Annotated in this window: 14 protein-coding genes and 2 pseudogenes; 4 read left to right on the top strand and 12 right to left on the bottom strand. The window is 71.9% G+C overall.

Annotated features, from left to right (window positions below):
* Positions 1-73 precede the first annotated feature (73 nt).
* Entirely contained in the window at positions 74-1,216 is a 1,143-nt protein-coding gene (locus Athai_RS31540) for an N-acetylmuramoyl-L-alanine amidase (protein WP_203964850.1), read from the top strand.
* A gap of 214 nt (positions 1,217-1,430) precedes the next feature.
* On the opposite strand, the gene Athai_RS31535 is transcribed toward Athai_RS31540, so the two are convergent.
* The gene (locus Athai_RS31535) at positions 1,431-2,102 is read right to left on the bottom strand and encodes a GNAT family N-acetyltransferase (protein ID WP_203966559.1); all 672 of its coding nucleotides are present in this window, start codon (positions 2,100-2,102) and stop codon (positions 1,431-1,433) included.
* Positions 2,103-2,342: 240 nt separating this feature from the next.
* Here Athai_RS31535 and Athai_RS31530 point away from each other — a divergent pair, with 240 nt between their 5' ends.
* The 3 genes from Athai_RS31530 (at position 2,343) to Athai_RS31520 (ending at position 6,149) form a co-directional block, all read left to right on the top strand.
* Positions 2,343-3,650: an aminotransferase-like domain-containing protein gene (locus Athai_RS31530; protein ID WP_203964849.1), complete on the top strand. Its 1,308-nt coding sequence runs from the start codon at positions 2,343-2,345 to the stop codon at positions 3,648-3,650.
* A complete protein-coding gene (locus tag Athai_RS31525; protein ID WP_203964848.1) occupies positions 3,647-4,606 on the top strand; it encodes a D-alanine--D-alanine ligase family protein in 960 nt (319 codons plus the stop codon). Before Athai_RS31530 ends, Athai_RS31525 begins: the two co-directional genes overlap by 4 nt.
* Positions 4,607-5,027: 421 nt before the next feature.
* Positions 5,028-6,149 (top strand): alpha/beta hydrolase, encoded by a 1,122-nt coding sequence (locus Athai_RS31520; RefSeq protein WP_203964847.1) that lies wholly within the window; start codon positions 5,028-5,030, stop codon positions 6,147-6,149.
* Here the strand turns inward: Athai_RS31520 and Athai_RS31515 are convergent.
* The 11 genes and pseudogenes from Athai_RS31515 to rpmH all read right to left on the bottom strand — a co-directional run.
* Positions 6,124-6,642, bottom strand: a pseudogene (locus Athai_RS31515) (methyltransferase domain-containing protein); the annotation flags it as partial. The gene Athai_RS31520 and the pseudogene Athai_RS31515 overlap by 26 nt on opposite strands.
* 792 nt (positions 6,643-7,434) lie before the next feature.
* Positions 7,435-7,950 carry a GNAT family N-acetyltransferase gene (locus tag Athai_RS31510; protein WP_203964845.1) on the bottom strand — a complete coding sequence of 172 codons (516 nt, stop codon included), beginning with the start codon at positions 7,948-7,950 and terminating at the stop codon, positions 7,435-7,437.
* A 348-nt stretch (positions 7,951-8,298) separates the two neighbouring features.
* Entirely contained in the window at positions 8,299-9,330 is a 1,032-nt protein-coding gene (locus Athai_RS31505; RefSeq protein WP_203964844.1) for a ParB/RepB/Spo0J family partition protein, read from the bottom strand.
* Entirely contained in the window at positions 9,327-10,580 is a 1,254-nt protein-coding gene (locus tag Athai_RS31500; protein ID WP_420829856.1) for a ParA family protein, read from the bottom strand. Before Athai_RS31500 ends, Athai_RS31505 begins: the two co-directional genes overlap by 4 nt.
* A gap of 272 nt (positions 10,581-10,852) precedes the next feature.
* On the bottom strand, positions 10,853-11,563 hold the full coding sequence (rsmG, locus tag Athai_RS31495; protein WP_203964843.1) for a 16S rRNA (guanine(527)-N(7))-methyltransferase RsmG: 711 nt from the start codon (positions 11,561-11,563) through the stop codon (positions 10,853-10,855).
* Positions 11,564-12,675: 1,112 nt separating this feature from the next.
* Positions 12,676-13,062 (bottom strand): hypothetical protein, encoded by a 387-nt coding sequence (locus Athai_RS31490; RefSeq protein ID WP_203964842.1) that lies wholly within the window; start codon positions 13,060-13,062, stop codon positions 12,676-12,678.
* A gap of 272 nt (positions 13,063-13,334) precedes the next feature.
* The gene (locus Athai_RS31485; RefSeq protein WP_203964841.1) at positions 13,335-13,913 is read right to left on the bottom strand and encodes a Jag family protein; all 579 of its coding nucleotides are present in this window, start codon (positions 13,911-13,913) and stop codon (positions 13,335-13,337) included.
* Between the two features lie 166 nt (positions 13,914-14,079).
* Positions 14,080-15,378 (bottom strand): membrane protein insertase YidC, encoded by a 1,299-nt coding sequence (gene yidC / locus Athai_RS31480; RefSeq protein WP_338028168.1) that lies wholly within the window; start codon positions 15,376-15,378, stop codon positions 14,080-14,082.
* Positions 15,379-15,381: 3 nt separating this feature from the next.
* A complete protein-coding gene (gene yidD / locus Athai_RS31475; RefSeq protein WP_203966544.1) occupies positions 15,382-15,615 on the bottom strand; it encodes a membrane protein insertion efficiency factor YidD in 234 nt (77 codons plus the stop codon).
* Between the two features lie 56 nt (positions 15,616-15,671).
* Positions 15,672-16,075 (bottom strand): annotated as a pseudogene (rnpA, locus tag Athai_RS31470) (ribonuclease P protein component).
* Positions 16,076-16,101: 26 nt separating this feature from the next.
* Positions 16,102-16,239 (bottom strand): 50S ribosomal protein L34, encoded by a 138-nt coding sequence (gene rpmH / locus Athai_RS31465; protein WP_084131065.1) that lies wholly within the window; start codon positions 16,237-16,239, stop codon positions 16,102-16,104.
* Positions 16,240-16,540 lie beyond the last annotated feature (301 nt).

Here is a 16,540-nt window from a genome sequence, read left to right as displayed (position 1 = left end):
TTTCCGCGGCCAGCATTCGTCGTGGCCGCTGCGCGCCGCCACGAAAGTCGATGCCGCGAGGGAGGCACCACGTATGCGTCCGATCCGACCGGGTGACCGCGGTCCGGCGGCAGCTGAGATCCGCACCGTCCTCGTCCGGCTCGGAATGCTCCCGGACGACACCGGCGACGATCGGTACGACCCGACCGCCGAGCGCGCCGTCCGCGCGTTCCAGCAGTCCCGTGGGCTGATCGCGGACGGTGTGGTCGACGACCAGACCTGGCACGCGCTGGACGGCGCCCGCTGGCAGCTCGGCGACCGCCCGCTGTTCGCCGCTCACCCCGAACCGCTCACCGGCGACGACGTCCGCACCCTGCAGGAGCGCCTGCTCGAAATGGGGTACGACGTGGGCCGCGCCGACGCGGTCTTCGGCGACCGGACCGCGCACGCGCTCGGCAGGTTCCAGCGCGAGGTCGGGCTGACCGCCGACGGTTCGTTCGGCCCGGCCACCATGGCCGCGCTGCGCCGCCTCGGCCGCAAGGTCACCGGAGGGCGCCCGCAGTTGCTGCGCGAGTCGGCGCTGCTGCACCACGCCGGGCCCGCCCTGGTCGGCAAGCGGATCGTCATCGATCCCGGGCACGGCGGCGATGACACCGGTGTCACCGTCCCCGACGGGATGCTCCGCTGGACCGAGGCCGACATCGTGTACGACCTGGCCTCCCGGCTGGAGGGCCGGCTCGCCGCGGCCGGCGTCCAGGTGCACCTGACCCGCAACCGCGACACCTGGTTCCCGGAGCGGGAGCGCGCCCGGTTCGCCAACGATCTCGGTGCCGATCTGCTCGTCTCGCTGCACTGCGACGGGCATCCGAACCCGGCCGCACAGGGCGTGGCCGCGTACCACTTCGGCGGGCCGGTCGGGGTCACCTCCACCGTCGGTGAGCAGCTCGCCGGGCTGGTCGAGCGCGAGGTCGCGGCCCGGACCGGGATGCTCGACTGCGGTGCGCACGCCAAGGGCTGGGACCTGCTGCGGCTGACCCGGATGCCGGCAGTGCGGGTCGAGGTCGGCTACCTGACCTCGCCGGACGACCGGGCGAAGCTGATCGATCCGGTGTTCCGGGACCGGGTGGTGGAGGCGATGGTGGCCGCCATCCAGCGGATGTACTTGACCAAGGACGCCGACTTCCCGACCGGCACCTTCGACGTCAGCTCGCTGCGCAGCGCGCTCGCCGCCCACTGATCGATCGCGAACCCCGAGCCCCGAGCCCCGAGGAAAGCGCTTGCCGGCCGGGTCGCAACGCCGCCGCTGCCACCACACCGGCTGGTCCAGCAGCACCGGTCAGTGCCGCAGCGCCGGCCAGTCCAGCAGCGCCCATCAGTGCCGCAGCACCGGTCCGCGCGACAACGCCGGTCGGCGCGGCGGGCTGCAGCGCCGGCCAGCGCGACAACACCGGTCAGTGCGGCAGCGCCGGATGCAGCAACGCCTCCGGCCGCATCGAACCGAGCAGCTTGTCCAGCGCGGCCTCCACGTCGCTCTTCCAGGACAGCGCGGTCCGCAGTTCCATCCGTAGCCGCGGAAACCGGGGATGCGGCCGGACCGTCTTGAAACCGACCGAGCGGAAGAAGTCGGCCGGCACGACGCACCGCTGCTCGCCCGGCAGGCCCGCGCCCGACGCGGCCGGCTGCTCGCCGCCGGCCGGCGCCTGCTCCCGACCGAACGCCTCGATCGCCTTGATGCCGCGCCGGGTCAGATCGCGGGCCACCCCCTGCACGAGCATCCGGCCCAGCCCGCCGCCGGCGAAGTCGGGCACCACGTACGCGGCCATCAGCAACACCGCGTCCGGGCTCACCGGGCTGGTGGGGAAGGCGATCGACCGCGGCACGTACGCCGGCGGCGCGAACAGGACGTACCCGGCGGGGGCCTCGTCGACGTAGATCAACTTGCCGCAGGAGCCCCACTCGAGCAGCGTCTGGGACGTCCACGCCTCCTTCGACAGCTCCGCGTCACCGGCACGCGCGGCGCGATCCGCGGCCACCGGATCGAGTTCCCAGAACACGCAGCCACGGCAGCGACTGGGCAGATCCTCCAGGGTGTCGAGGGTGAGATTCACCAACCGTCGAGACACCGCCACCCCCTGCTGGATCGGCACCGGCGGGCACGTCACGGCCGGTACCGCGCTCTCTCGGGGTGGAATCCTACGCGGTCTGCATCACGTAGCGCAGCGATTGCTCCACGCTGGCCGGTAGAGTGCGGTAACCGTGCGCCGCGGGTACGGACCCGCCACCGCTGCCGGAAGCTTCCCCGGGCGCCGGTCGAGCCCGACGCTGGTCCTTGCGGCCGGCGAGGATCGCAACGAGGGGGCGCTGTGTCCGGCACCACACTGGACGACTACACCGATCTGTACGCGCAGCGGGTGCACGGGATGAAGGCATCCGAGATCCGCGCACTGTTCTCGGTCGCGAACCGGCCCGAGGTCGTCTCGCTGGCCGGCGGCTCCCCGTTCACCGCCGCGCTGCCGCTGGACGCGATCGGCGACATGATGGCCGAGCTGGTGGCCCGCGAGGGCGCCCCGGCGCTCAACTACACCGGCGGCCAGGGCGAGCTGGTGCTGCGGGAGCAGATCTGCGCGGTGATGGCCGAGGAGGGCATCGACGCCTCCGGCGGCGCCTCGCCCGACGACGTGGTCGTCACCACCGGCTCGCAGCAAGCGCTCGACCTGGTGTCCCGGGTGTTCCTCGACCCCGGCGACGTGGTGCTCGCCGAGGCACCCAGCTACGTGGGCGCGCTCGGCGTCTTCCAGGCGGCGCAGGCCGACGTGGTGCACGTGCCGATGGACGACGACGGGCTGGTACCGGCCGCGCTGGAGCAGGCGATCGCCGACGTCGCGGCCTCCGGGCGGCGGGCCAAGTTCCTGTACACGGTGCCCGCGTTCCACAACCCCGCCGGGGTGACCCTGGCCGAGCAGCGGCGCGAGCAGATCCTGGAGATCTGCCAGCGGCACCGGCTGCTCGTGCTGGAGGACAACCCGTACGGGCTGCTCGGGTTCGAGCAGGACCCGCCGGCGCCGCTGCGCGCCCGCGCCCGGGACGGCGTGCTCTACCTCGGTACCTTCTCCAAGACGTTCGCGGCCGGCGTCCGCCTCGGCTGGATCCTCGCGCCGCACGCGGTGCGGGAGAAGCTGGTGATGGCATCCGAGGCCGCGATCCTCTGCCCGGCCACCTTCAACCAGCGGGTGGTGGCCCGCTACTTCGCCACGATGCCCTGGCGCGAGCAGCTGAAGGTCTTCCAGGAGCTGTACCGGGAGCGTCGGGACGCCACGCTGAGCACCCTCGACGAGGCGATGCCCGCCGGGGTCAGCTGGACCAGGCCGGCCGGCGGCTTCTACATCTGGGTCACCCTGCCCGAGTCGCTGGACTCGAAGGCGATGATGCCGCGCGCGATCAACGCCCGGGTGGCGTACGTTCCGGGCACCGGCTTCTACGCCGACGGGTCGGGGGCCCGGCACATGCGGTTGTCGTACTGTTTCCCGCCGCCGGACCGGCTGCGCGAGGGCGTCCGCCGGCTCGGCCGGGTGATCGAGGAGGAACTGACGTTGCGCAGTACGTTCGGGGCCACCGGCAGCGCCGGCGCACCGCGACGGGTCACCGGCGACGTACCGCCGGGCATCGCGTGACCGCCGAACTGCCGCCGCGGGTTCTCGTGGTCGCCGGCGGCCTGTCGTACGAGCGGGACGTGTCGCTGCGGTCCGGCCGCCGGGTCGTCGACGCGCTCACCGCGGCCGGGCTGGACGTCGAGCTGCGCGACGTCGACGTGACGCTGCTGCCCTACCTTTCGGCCGAGCGGCCGGACGCGGTGTTCCCCGCCGTGCACGGCAGCCCCGGCGAGGACGGTTCGCTGCCCGGCGTGCTCGACCTGGTCGGCGTGCCCTACGTCGGGTCGACCGCCCGCGCCGCCCGACTCGCCTGGGACAAGGCCAGCGCGAAGTCGATCCTGTCCGACGCCGGCATCGCCACCCCGCCGTGGGTGACGCTGCCGCACTCCACCTTCTCCGAACTCGGTGCGCAGAGCCTGCTGGACCACATCGTCGCCCGGCTCGGGCTGCCGCTCGTGGTCAAGCCGGTACACGGCGGGTCCGGGCTCGGCGTCGCCGCGGTCCGGTCCGCCGACGCGCTGCCGGCCGCCATGGTCGGCGCCTTCTCTTACGCGCCGACGGTGCTCATCGAGCGGTTCGTGCCGGGTGTCGACGTCGCGGTCAGCGTGCTCGACGAGGGCGACGGGCCGCGTGCCCTGCCGGCCGTCGAGATCGAGCCGCCGGACGGCAACTACGACTACGCCGCCCGCTACACCGCGGGGATCACCACCTGGCACTGCCCGGCCCGGCTGCCGGAGAAGGTGCTCGACGAGGTGTCCGAGACGGCGGTGCGGGTGCACACCGTGCTCGGGCTGCGCGACCTGTCCCGGATCGACATGATCGTCGGCCCGGACGGGGAGATCCAGGTACTGGAGGCGAACACGGCGCCGGGGATGACCGAGACGTCGCTGTTGCCGATGGCGGTCGAGGCGGCCGGGCTGCGGCTCGGCTCGGTACTGCACAACCTCGCCGCGCGGGCGAGCGCCCGGGGTCGCTGACCGCCTCCCGCAGGCCCGGCGGGTCGATCCGGCCGCCGGGCCGACGCCCTCCCTCCGGGGGCGGCGGGCCACGTCCGTTGGCTGGCCACCCGGTCGCGGGCGGGCAGGCCACCGCCGCCCGAGCTCTCGCTCCACACGCGGGGAGACGGCCCGCCCGGCGCTCGCTCCAGCGCGGGGAGACGGCGGCCCGCCCGGGCACTCGTTGCAGCGCGGTGGGAAGGCCGGCCCACTCGGCGCTCGCTCCAGACGCGGAGGAGCCAGGCCCACCCGGCGCTCGCTCCAGGCGCTGGCCGTTCCGGAGCCTCCGCAACCTGCTGAGCGGCGATCGACCGCGCGTCGCCGATCAGCAGGTTGCGGCCGTCCATCCGATTGCGGGCTGCGTCGCGGGGGCGGGTCGTAGCGTGGGGGGTGGGAGGCGATCATGCTCGGTACGGCGTTGGTGGGTCCTCCGACGCCGATGACCTCGTGGTGGGTGCCGGCCGGGGTGATGCTGGGCACCGTCGCGGCCGTGGTCGGCCTGGTGGTCCTGCGGTGGCGGCGGGGCCGGCCACGGCGGCGCAGCCCGATCGTCGTGATCGCCGTCGTCGGGGTGGTCGGCGGGCTGCTGCTGGGCCTCAACAGCTACGCCGGCTACGTGACCACGCCGGCCGCGATCCCGCCGGTACTCGGGTTCACCGGGCCGCCACGGGTGCACGGTGACCGCGACCTGCCGGCCGGGCGCGGTTCGGCGGTGGTGTCGGTGCGGCTCGGCTCGCCGCGGCTGTCCGTACCGGCTCAGACCATGTACGTCTACCTGCCGCCCGGGTATCGCGGAGACACCCGGCGGTACCCGGTGCTGTACCTCTACGGGGGGTGGCCGGGCCGCAGCAACGACTGGCTGATCGCGGGACGGCTGCGGGCGGTACTCGACGAGCTGATCGCGCGCGGTCAGGCCCGCCCGATGATCGTCGCCATGCCGGACACGACGCTCGGCGGGCTGCACGACACCGAATGCCTCGACGCGGTGTCCGGCCCGAAGCTCGAATCGTTCCTGACCGGCACCGCCGCGGACGACACCGTGCCCGGCTACCTGGACCGGCACTTCCGTACCATCGCCGACCGGCGGGGGAGGGCCCTCGCCGGGATGTCCTCCGGCGGGTTCTGCGCGCTCAACCTGGGATTGCACCACACCGGCCGGTTCGGCTCGATCGCCGCGCTGGAGCCGTACCCCACGGCCGGCGCCGGCCCGGAGTCGACGGCGTTGCAGGATCGGCCGGATCTGTTGCGGCACAACCGAATCCTCGACTACCTGCCGACCATGCGGTTCGCCGCGCCGGTCCCGGTGCTCCTCGACTGGCCGCGGCACGCGTCGGCACCGGAACGCCGCGACAACGTGCGGCTGGCTGCGGCGTTGCGGGCCTGCGGCCAGCACGTCACCACCCGTACCGAGGACTCGGCGCACACCTGGCACCTGGCTCAGCTCGCGGCACCCGCGATGTTGACGTTCGTGTCCGCGCACCTCGCGCCCGCCGGCACCGTCACGCCGCGCGGAACCCCACGGTGACCACGTAGTCGAGCTGGTACCGGAACGGGCCCGCGGCGAGCGCCTGCTCCCACTCGCGGCACTGCCGTCGATCGAACAGCCCTTCCTCGACCATCGCCTGTCCCCAGGTGATGATCCCGAACGCGCGGGCCGGGTCGGTGAGGGTGAGCCGCCACCGGCGGGCACCGACGTCGATCAGCCCGGCCGTCTCGAAGGCATCGGCCGCCCTTCCGGCGAAGTCCGCGTTGCGCACGTGCGTGCGCCGGAACTCGGTGACCTCGGCGGCGAGCGGGCAGCCGCCGGCATCGATCAGCAGCGTCGACTGGTCCGGATCTGCCACCACCACCGGGCCGCCCGGCCGCGCCACCCGCGCGGCCTCGGCGAGCGCCCGCACCGGATGCGCCAGATGCTGGAACACCCGGTCCGCCCGCACCGCAGCGAACGCGGCGTCCGCGAACGGCAGTGCCGTCGCGTCTCCTACCACCATCCGTCTCCCCGGGCGAGCGCCCGCCGCGCCATCGCGAGCGAGTTGTCCATCCCGACGTACGTCGTCTCGCCGCCCGGCCCGGCCCCAGGTCGAGCACCCCGACCGCCCCGGTCAGCTCCCGCATCGCACCCCGGTAGGCCCGAACGACGTCCCAGGACTCCAGCCCCTCCTGTACCTCCACCAGCTCCTCGGGGGCTCCGACCTCGTCGACCCGGTCCCAGACGTACTCCACGGCGCTCCTCCACTTCCCCTCCCGCGGCCGGGGAAGGACCGAACTCAGCGTCCCCGCAGGACGGCGGACGGGAAAGCGCACCCTCGCCGCACTGCGCGGGAGGAGGCAAGCTCAGCCTCCCCCGCAGTGTCGGCAGCGGGAGACTCGGCCTCCCCGCAGTGTGGCGTAGCGGGCGAGCTCAGACTCCCGCAGTGCGGTGGAGGGGCACCCCACGGGGCAGTGGAGCGGTGAGCCAGGCTCCCCAACGGGCCTGGGGAAGGCGGTTTCCGGCGCCGTCGTCAGTGCGTGACCCGCCAGACTCCCCACGGCCTTGGGAAGGTTGGACCTGGCCGCTCTTCGCGAGCTTGCCGGCCCGAGCGGACATGACCGTGGGCCCACACCATCGAAGCGAGGCGGTACCCGCGCCGTCGCGCGACCTGACGAGCCACTCCCGTACCGGGAAGCAACCCGCGTCCGGGACGCCGTGGGCCCGGGACACCCAGAACCCGGGACGCCGGCGGTCCGGGACGCCCAGTGCCCGGGGGCACCCAGTGCCGGGCCGCCGTGGCCCGGGACACCCAGAACCCGGGACGCCGTGGGCCGAGACCCTAAGGGGTGCCCACCCCGCGCTCGAACCACTGCACGTCCCAGTACCGGCCGAACTTCCGCCCGACCTCCCGGTACACCCCGACCGACTGGAATCCGAGGCTCCGGTGCAGCCGCACCGAGGCCTCGTTGGGCAGACACACCCCGGCGTACACGCGATGCACGTCGGCCCCGTCGAGTTCGTCGAGCAGTTGGCGGTACAGCAGGGATCCCGCACCGTACCCGGTGTGCTCCGGCGCCAGGTAGACACTCAGCTCGACCGACGTCTCGTAGGCCGGCTTCGCACGGAACTGGCTGCTGGACGCATAGCCGAGCACCACCCCGTCGTAGTCGGCGACCAGGAGCCGATGGCGCCCCTTCGGCGCGTGCTCGTCGAACCAACCGCGGCGCCCCTCGACCGTCACCGGCTCCACGTCGAACGTGATCGCTGTGGTCAGCACGTAGTGGTTGTAGATCTCCGTCAGCCGGGGCAGGTCGTCCAGTCGGGCAGGCCGCGGTCTGATCTCGGGTTCGAGCATCGAGCACCTCCGGCGAGCATGACACCACGCCGATGTGTCTCCGACGTTTCCTTGCTGCCGTGCTGTCCCGAGGGTCACCTACGCCAGTCACGTTTCACGTGAAACCGATCGTCCCGGACAACGGCCAGAGTCGACACCAGCACCGGCCGGCGGTGCGGCCTGCGGCGAGTCGCTCGCCCGTCCGCGCCTCGGTTTCACGTGAAACACGGCGCATCACCCGGTCACGGTCAGCCGACGGCCGGCCGGTCAGGGCGAGGCGGCCCCAGGATCGGTCACGCGAGAGCGATGCCGGAACAAGCGAACGGCGGCCGCCGTCAATGCGGGGCCGCCGTCAGCGGAGTGGAGGGATCAGTCGTTCGCGCGACCGTTGATTCCCATGATCCCGACGATCCGTTCAAGGTCGTCGACGGTCGCGAACTCGACGACGATCCTGCCCTTCCGTCGCCCCAGGTCCACCTTCACCCGGGTGTCGAACTTGTCCGACAGCCGGTCGGCCAACTCGGTCACCGCAGGGGAGTGCGCGGTGGGCTTCTTGTCGGCGTTGGCCTCCTTGCGCTTGCCGGCCGGAGAACCGGCGGTCAGCGCGACCAGCTCCTCGGTCGCCCGTACCGACAGCCCCTCGGCGACGATGCGCTTGGCGACATCATCCTGCCGGTCGGCGTCGTCCATCGCCAGCAGCGCCCGCGCGTGCCCAGCGGACAGCACGCCGGCCGCCACCCGACGCTGTACCGCCGGTGGCAGGTTCAGCAGCCGAATCGTGTTGGAGATCTGCGGCCGGCTGCGGCCGATCCGCTTCGCCAGCTCCTCGTGGGTCGCACCGAACTCCTCCAGCAGCTGCTGGTACGCGGCGGCCTCCTCCAGCGGGTTCAGGTTGGCCCGATGGACGTTCTCCAGGAGCGCGTCCCGGAGCATGTCGTCGTCCGGGGTTTCCCGCACGATGGCGGGGATGTTCTCCCGCCCGAGCGACTGCGCCGCGCGCCAGCGACGCTCACCCATGACCAGCTCGTACCGGCCGGAGTCCAGCTCGCGGACCACGATCGGCTGCAGGAAGCCGACCTGCTCGATCGAGGTCCGCAGCTCCTCGAGCGCCTCCTCGTCGAAGACCTGCCGGGGCTGCTTCGAGTTCGGCTCGATCGCGGCGACCGGGATCTCCCGGAACCGCGCACCCGGTACCGGAGCGAGGTCGGCGTCCGCGTCCGGGGTACCGGCGTCGAGCCGGTCCTCGGCCGGAGCGGGCGGCATCGGCGCGGGCGACATCGCGGGCGACGGCACCGGGGGAGCGGAGACGGGCGGCTCCTGCGTCGCGGTGGACGCGTCGGTCAGGCCGGTGGGGATGAGCGCACCGAGCCCACGCCCGAGGCCACCGCGGCGATTCTTCATGCCTTCCCTCCAGCGGCCGCACCGCGCTCGGCGAGCTGCTTGGCGGCATCGAAGTAACTGGTCGAACCTCGCGACCCAGGATCGTAGGTCAGGACCGACTGCCCGTACCCGGGTGCCTCGGACACCCGGACGCTGCGGGGGATCACCGCATCGAGCACCACGTCACCGAAGTGCTCCCGTACCTCCTGCGCCACCTGGTCGGCGAGCTTGGTACGGCCGTCGTACATGGTGAGCAGGATCGTCGAGATCCACACCGCGGGATTCAGGTGCGCCTTCACCAGCTCGACGTTGCGGAGCAGCTGGCCGAGTCCCTCCAGCGCGTAGTACTCGCACTGGATCGGGATGAGCACCTCCTCGGCCGCGACGAGCGCGTTTACCGTCAGCAGGCCGAGCGAGGGAGGGCAGTCGATGAAGACGTAGTCGAGCGGCTCCTGGTAGGCGGCGATGGCGCGCTTCAGCCGCGACTCGCGGGCGACCACCGAGACCATCTCGATCTCCGCACCGGCCAGATCGATGGTCGCCGGCACGCAGAGCAGGTTGGGGATGCCCTCCACGGTCTGCGCCGCCTCCGCCAGCGGCAGCCCGTCGGTCAGGCAGTCGTAGATGCTGTTGAGCCCGGAGTGGTGCTCGACGCTGAGACCGGTCGATGCGTTTCCCTGCGGGTCGAGGTCGATCACCATCACCCGGCTGCCATGCAGCGCCAGTGCGACCGCGATGTTGACCGCCGTCGTCGTCTTGCCGACGCCGCCCTTCTGGTTGGCGATACACATGACGCGACGGTGCGCCGGGCGCGGGATCAGTGCCGCGCCGGACGGGTTGAGGATCTGCACCGCTCGGCGCGCTTCCATGGCGAGCGGGAGATCATCGTCGTCGAGGTCGGTTTCACGTGAAACGGCGCCGGTCGGCTGTGTCGGCACCGCGCTGGTCCGCTCACTGGCGAGCGGGTCCGGTACCGGTGCTGAGCCGCTCCCGTGGGCGGCCACCACGTCGTCGAGCGCGTCCCCCTCGTCGTACGACTCGGGCCGGCGCGGCGTGCCATACACCGTGCCGGTGGAACGGGGCCTGGCTCGCTCAGCTGCTCCACCGCTCCCGTCGAGCGGGTCGGTTTCACGTGAAACGGAGACCTCGGCCAACGCCTTCCGGATTCGCTGCTGACTGACGTCGTACCCAGCCGGGGATGGCTCGGCAGGTCGGTCCTCGCGCGCCATGCTGCCCTCGTTCGGTCGATTGGGGGAATCACCGGTACTCATCGGGGAGCCTGCCACAGCGACACCATTGCGCCGACCCGAGCTCTGCCGGGAAGCGACCGGGTTTCGCCGGTGCGGAGGCGTCAGCGAACCGCCGTGGCCGATGTCCGTCGTTCCGGTGTTCGTACCGGTGTGCGGCAAGCCTACGGCGATCCGTGCGGCATGACCATCGCGTGTCGCCGAAACGCCGTGGCTTGGAAACCTTGCCGCGGCATACCCATCCGTACCGAATGGGCTGCCGGCGTGGCGACTCACCCCTCCGTACTGCCCGAAGATCATGTGTTGGCCCGCCCCCGTTTCTTCTTGTTGCTGTTCACCCCACTGCGCCGGACCACCTCGACCACCGTGGTCGCCGGGTCCAACAGACCAACCCCGCACTGCAGTACCCGCGGTTCGTCGCCCCCGGACCGGCGGATCTGCGCCGCGTGCTCCGCGATCTCCTCGGCGGCAGTGGACCCCTTCATCGCAAGGAGCCGACCCCCGGCCGGGAGCAACGGCAGGCACCATCGCGCCAACCGATCCAACGAAGCGACCGCACGGGCCGTCACCACATCCGGTTGCGCGATCCGACCCGCCAGCTCCTCCGCGCGTCCACGCACCACGGTGACTCGCGAAAGCTGAAGCTCGTCGACGACCTCGTCCAGGAAGGCGGTTCGCCGCGCCAGCGACTCGATCAACACGATCGACAGATCGGGGCGGGCCACTCCGAGGACGATACCGGGCAAGCCCGCGCCGGATCCGACATCCGCCACAACCGACCCGACGGGGAGCAGCTCCTCCAGTACCGCGCAGTTCAGCAGATGCCGGTCCCACAGCCGCGGCGTCTCTCGCGGTCCGACCAAGCCGCGCAGGGTGCCCTCGGTGGCAAGCAGCTCCGCGTATCGCTCGGCCAGCGGCAGCCGGGCCCCGAACACCCGTCGTGCCGTATCGGCCAGCTCGGGGGGCAACGCACCCGCGCCGGCGTTCGGGTCGGTGGATTCAGCCATGCACCGATTCTCGACGCCGTACGCACCTCGGCCCCGACGCCGTGCCGACCGAGTCATCAACATCTCAACGTCCGCGAAGACTCGCGGCACTCGCCGAACCAGACCTCCGCCCCACGGACCGGAAAACTTCGCATTAAGCCCTAAAAAGGTCACCAAAAATCCGCGACCAGGACCTCACGCCCCGATTCGACACTGACAAAACTCGAATCACCGAAACCCGGCGCCCGGCCGGCCACGAATCTCGATCCCACCATCCGGGCGACCGGCGGGGGCGCCGGACGGCTCCGGACCGGGCTTCGGAGATGTTCGGCGCCCCGCGGGACGACACCGTGCGCCGAAGCTCTCCAGACCGAGCGCCACCCGAAACCGCAGCGCCCCTCCGGGGCATCGATGGCGCCCGAACGGACCGCACGCCCAGCACCGGACGCCCGAAGCTCGGACACGGACGACCGGCCGAGTCCGATCCGGGGACGGAGACCCGGGGACGGAGACCCGGGCCCGATCCCGGCCACAGGATCCGCCGACCGGAACCGGTCGGACACGGTCCCGTCCGGCCACCGAAACCCAGCCCGGCACGGTCCCGTCCGGCAACCGAAACCCGGCCCGGCACGGTCCATCCCGGCCACCAATTCCGGTTGACGCCGGGGGTGGCGGACCGCGGGCCGGGATGGCCCACCGCCGGCCGGGATGGCCGCTCGCGGCAGGGAGTGCCCCGCCGATCGGCCATCCCGGTCATCGGCCGACTGGCGCCGCGCTCGGCGGGAGGCGGCGGGGAGGGGGCGAGGAGAGGGCGCAGCCCTGCCCAGGATTCCCGCGCCGGGCCCCGCCGACCGGCGGCAGCGCCTGCCCCCATTTCCTGGTATCCGGAGCGAACGTCGCGAGGGCTGCGCGCAACGCATCGCCCCGGAGCGGACCGGACCGGACCGCCTCGCGCCGGACCGGCCGCCACGCACCCGACCCGAACACGGGGCCAGAACCAGACCGACCACCTGACGCAGCCGAACCGAACAGCGAACCAGGGTGACCGCCCACCACGTTTCGTGGAGCGAACGTCCGGTCTCGGGTGATGGTTGACAGTCGTGCATCAGCTGATGCTTGACCTACGGCCCCGGTCAGCGTTGGAAGCGACGCGGGTCGGCCCCGTAGCGATCGAGGCCAGGGTCCTCGTGGAGGTCCTGAAACTCGTCGACGATCTCCCAGCCGGGGCCAAGCTCCTCACCGAGCTGACGGAGAGCATGACGTACTGCCTGGTTGAAGCGCTCACACTCGTGCTCGCGCCACGGACCCGGATCGGGCGGGTAGTCCCAGTTCAGTGACCCGTCGTACTGCTCGACCAGCGATGCGAGCTGGTCCCGGAGAGGCTGACCGACCGGCAGACGAACGAGGTCGACCGGACAGCCGTACCGCTGCTGATCCTGGTCGGACTCCGGCCACAGAACTCCCCCGGAGCCCGCGTCGAAGAAGAACCGGACCCGTGGCATGGCCCGGATGCTGGCCACCGCCCGATCACCTGTCAAGCGTCAGCCGACACAGATCCGTCAACCATCACCCGAGTCAAGGAACGTGTCGGGAGCGAACAGCCACCGGAGTGGCTCGGGCTACACCCGCCACGGGCCACGCATCCGAACCGCGCAGCGGTAGCTCGCACCCCGAACAGCACCCCGAAGCATCCCGAAGCACCCCGAACCAGCCGCCGGCTCACCTCCCGCCGCGCACGAAAAAGGGCCGAGCCCTGCTCCCGCAGGCCCGGCCCTCCTCGTACGGCTCGGGGTCAGCTCACCGCCCGCACCACGATCTGGCGGTGCGGCTCCACGCCCTCCGACTCACTTTCCACATCGGACAGTTCGTTGATCACGTCGTGCACGCACTTGCGCTCGAACGCGCTCATCGGCTCCAGCTTCACCGGATCCCCGTGCTCGCGTACCTTCTCGACGGCGTTCTTCGCGATCGCGCCGAGTTCCTTACGCCGCGCGGCGCGGAACCCACCGACGTCGAGGAGCAGTCGGCTCGGCGAGCCGGTGTGCTGGAAGACGGCCAGCCGGGCCAGCTCCTGCAGCGCTTCCAGCGTCGCGCCACGCTGCCCGATCAGCGGGTCCAGGTGGTCGCCGACCAGTTCGACGACCGGCCGGCCGGACTGCACGAGCTCGTCGATGTCCCCGTCGTAGTCGAGGATGTCGAGCAGGCCCTCGATGTAGTCCGCAGCGATCTCGCTCTCGCCGAACAGCGCCTCGGAGTCGTCCGACGCCGCGCGCGCGCCATCGGTGTCCGACGCCGACTCCTCGGCCGGCGCGTCGTTCGCCGCCTCGGGCTTCTCGTCGGCGTCCACCGCGTTGGTACTGGTATCGGTCACGGCAGTGTTACTCCAAGTCCGCTGGGCGTTCCCACGGAACGCCGGTCACTGTCTGATTGTCGGCACGCCACGCGCGCCGTCACCCACCGACCGTCGCCCCACGCCGGCCGGCTCCGCAGCGCGTCGGCCCCTCCCTGACAGGGTGCCACCGTCGCCGCGGCACGGCTCACGAGCCCGGTTTCCGCTTGCCTGCCTTGCCGGAGGCCGCGGTACCGGACGACCCGGACACCTTCGTACCGTTCGTCGAGCCCTTGCCGGTGCGACCGGTGCCAGACGCGGACGTACCACCCTGGCCGGTCTTCCTCGCCTGGCCCGGCGCCGCCTTCTTGGCCGGCTTGCCCGCGGTGGTCCTGGTCGACTTGCCGGCGGCAGCCTTCTTCGCCGGCTGCGCGCCGGTCTTCTTCGCCGGCTGGGCGCCGGTCTTCTTGGCCGCTTGGGCACCGGCCTTCTTCGCCGGCTGGCCGCTCTCGGCGCTGCCGTCCTCGCCGGTACCGGAGGAGGTGCCGGCGGCGGTGCGCTTCCGGACCGGCTTGGCGCCGGGCTTCGGCGCGAGCGCCTTCGCGGCCTCGCGACGCTGCTCGACGACCTTGCGCGCCTCCTCGGCGGCCTTGCCCTTGAGCGGCTTGCCGGCCTCGGCGGCGGCCTTCGCAGCGTTCGGCGGCGGCGGGTACTTGTGCAGGATCCAGCTCTGCTGGGCGAGCGAGAAGAGGTTGGAGGTGGTCCAGTAGATGACCACACCGATCGGGAAGATCGAACCGGAGACCAGCAGCATCACCGGGACGCCGTACAGCATGACCCGCTGGATCATCTTCTGCTGCGGGTCGGTGGCGTAGCCGGTGCGGGCGATCATCTGCCGCTGGGTGAGGAACGTCGTGACGATCATCGCGGCGATCAGGACGCCGGCGACGATCCGGACGTGCAGCGCGCTGGAGTTGAGCGCGTCCAGGGTGGCCTGGTTGGACTTGAAGCTCGCCGCGATCGGTGCGCCGAACAGGTGGGCGTGCGACGCGCTGTCGAACTGCGCGACGGTCCAGCCGTACAGCGACTTGAACGCGTTGCTGTGGTCGCCGGTCACCTTGCTCAGGTGGCGCAGCACGTGGAACAGGGACAGCAGCACCGGCGCCTGCAGCGCGAGGGGAAGGCAGCCCATCAGCGGGTTCGCCTTCTCCTTGCGGTACAGCTCCATCATTTCCTGCTGCATCGCCTGCTTGTCGCCGCCCTTGTACTTGGCCTGCAGCTCCTTGATCTTGGGCTGCAGTGCCTGCATGGCGCGTTGCGACTTGATCTGCTTGACGTACAGCGGGAACAGCACGGCGCGGATCGTGATCACCAGGAACACGATCGACAGCACCCAGTCCCAGTCGGTGCCGAGGAACTGGTTGTTGCCGAGTCCGATGGCGTCCCAGAGGGCGTGCCAGCGCAGCATGACCCACGAGATCGCGGTGTAGAGGAAGTCCAGACTCACTACTCAGGCTCCAGTCACATCGGCGCGGTGCCGAGGCGGCGGCACCGGGTCGTACCCGCCCGGGTGGAACGGTTGGCAGCGCAACAGCCGCCAGATCGCGAGGCCGGCCCCGCGCAACGCGCCATGTACCGTCACGGCCTGTAGCGCGTATGCGCTGCACGAGGGATGGAACCGACAGCGAGCCGGCAGTGCCGGGCTTATCCAACGACGGTACGCGACGATCGGGGCTATCAGCACCCGGCCCGCCCTGCCGGCCGGCAAGCTGGCGTCGCTCTGCGGGTAGGTGGTGGCGTTCACGATGCTTCCCCCGTCCTGGGGGGTTTCCGGCGCTGCGTCCCGCGCGGTGCGGTCGCGGCCGTGAGGGCCGCGTCGAGATCGCGGCCGAGCTGCTGGAAGGAGCGGGCCGCGGCGGCAGGCAGGGCGCGCACCAGAACGGTGGTACCGGCCGGCAGCTGGTCCAACCGCTCGCTGGCCAGGTGCCGCAGCCGGCGGCGGACCTTGTTGCGGATCACCGCGTTGCCCACCGCCCGGGAAACGGCGAAGCCGAACCGCGCGCCGCCCGACGGTGTGTCCCGGTTCGTGCCGGGCTGCGGCGTCGCGACGTGCACGACGAGCGCCCCCGCCCAGCACGACGCCCGCCGCGGGTGGTCGCGGCGAACTCGGCGCGGCGACGCAGCCGCGCGGCGGGCGGCAGCACGATGAACTCAGCGTGTCAGGTACGGATCAGGCCGAGAGGCGGGCGCGGCCCTTGTGGCGGCGAGCGGCCAGGATGGCGCGACCGGCACGCGTGCGCATGCGCAGCCGGAAGCCGTGGGTCTTCGCGCGCCGGCGGGTGTTCGGCTGGTAGGTGCGCTTGCTCACGTCAGGTTCTCCAAGATCAGGTACCGTCGGGAAAGTACGGCCCGCGCCGGAACTGCTGGCGCGTCGAGAGTCGGCGACCCCCGATCGCGTGCCGTGGCCGTCAGGTCATCGGGCAGCGCCCAAGGGGCGCAGACATGCGGCTCTACGGTATCAAACGCTGCCCGGCGGTTCCGACCCGCGCTGCTCCGGCAGCCCCCGGGCGGCCGCCCGCGCCGGTATCTTGTCCCGGCGGGCTCCACGCTGTTAGCGTCGCCGGTTACCGGTGCACCCGGCTCGAAGACAGCTGGACGCGGTGTGCGAC

This window comes from Actinocatenispora thailandica (genome assembly GCF_016865425.1).
Classification (GTDB): domain Bacteria; phylum Actinomycetota; class Actinomycetes; order Mycobacteriales; family Micromonosporaceae; genus Actinocatenispora; species Actinocatenispora thailandica.
Note: the sequence above shows the minus strand (reverse complement) of the source record. Positions and strands in the feature narration are given on the sequence as shown.

Bases quoted from the DNA above. Each gene is read 5' to 3' on its own strand.
- Athai_RS31540 (WP_203964850.1), top strand. From the start codon at position 74: ATGCGTCCGATCCGACCGGGTGACCGCGGTCCGGCGGCAGCTGAGATC.
- Athai_RS31520 (WP_203964847.1), top strand. From the start codon at position 5,028: ATGCTCGGTACGGCGTTGGTGGGTCCTCCGACGCCGATGACCTCGTGG.
- Athai_RS31510 (WP_203964845.1), bottom strand. From the start codon at position 7,950: ATGCTCGAACCCGAGATCAGACCGCGGCCTGCCCGACTGGACGACCTG.
- Athai_RS31505 (WP_203964844.1), bottom strand. From the start codon at position 9,330: ATGAAGAATCGCCGCGGTGGCCTCGGGCGTGGGCTCGGTGCGCTCATC.
- Athai_RS31500 (WP_420829856.1), bottom strand. From the start codon at position 10,580: ATGAGTACCGGTGATTCCCCCAATCGACCGAACGAGGGCAGCATGGCG.
- rsmG (WP_203964843.1), bottom strand. From the start codon at position 11,563: ATGGCTGAATCCACCGACCCGAACGCCGGCGCGGGTGCGTTGCCCCCC.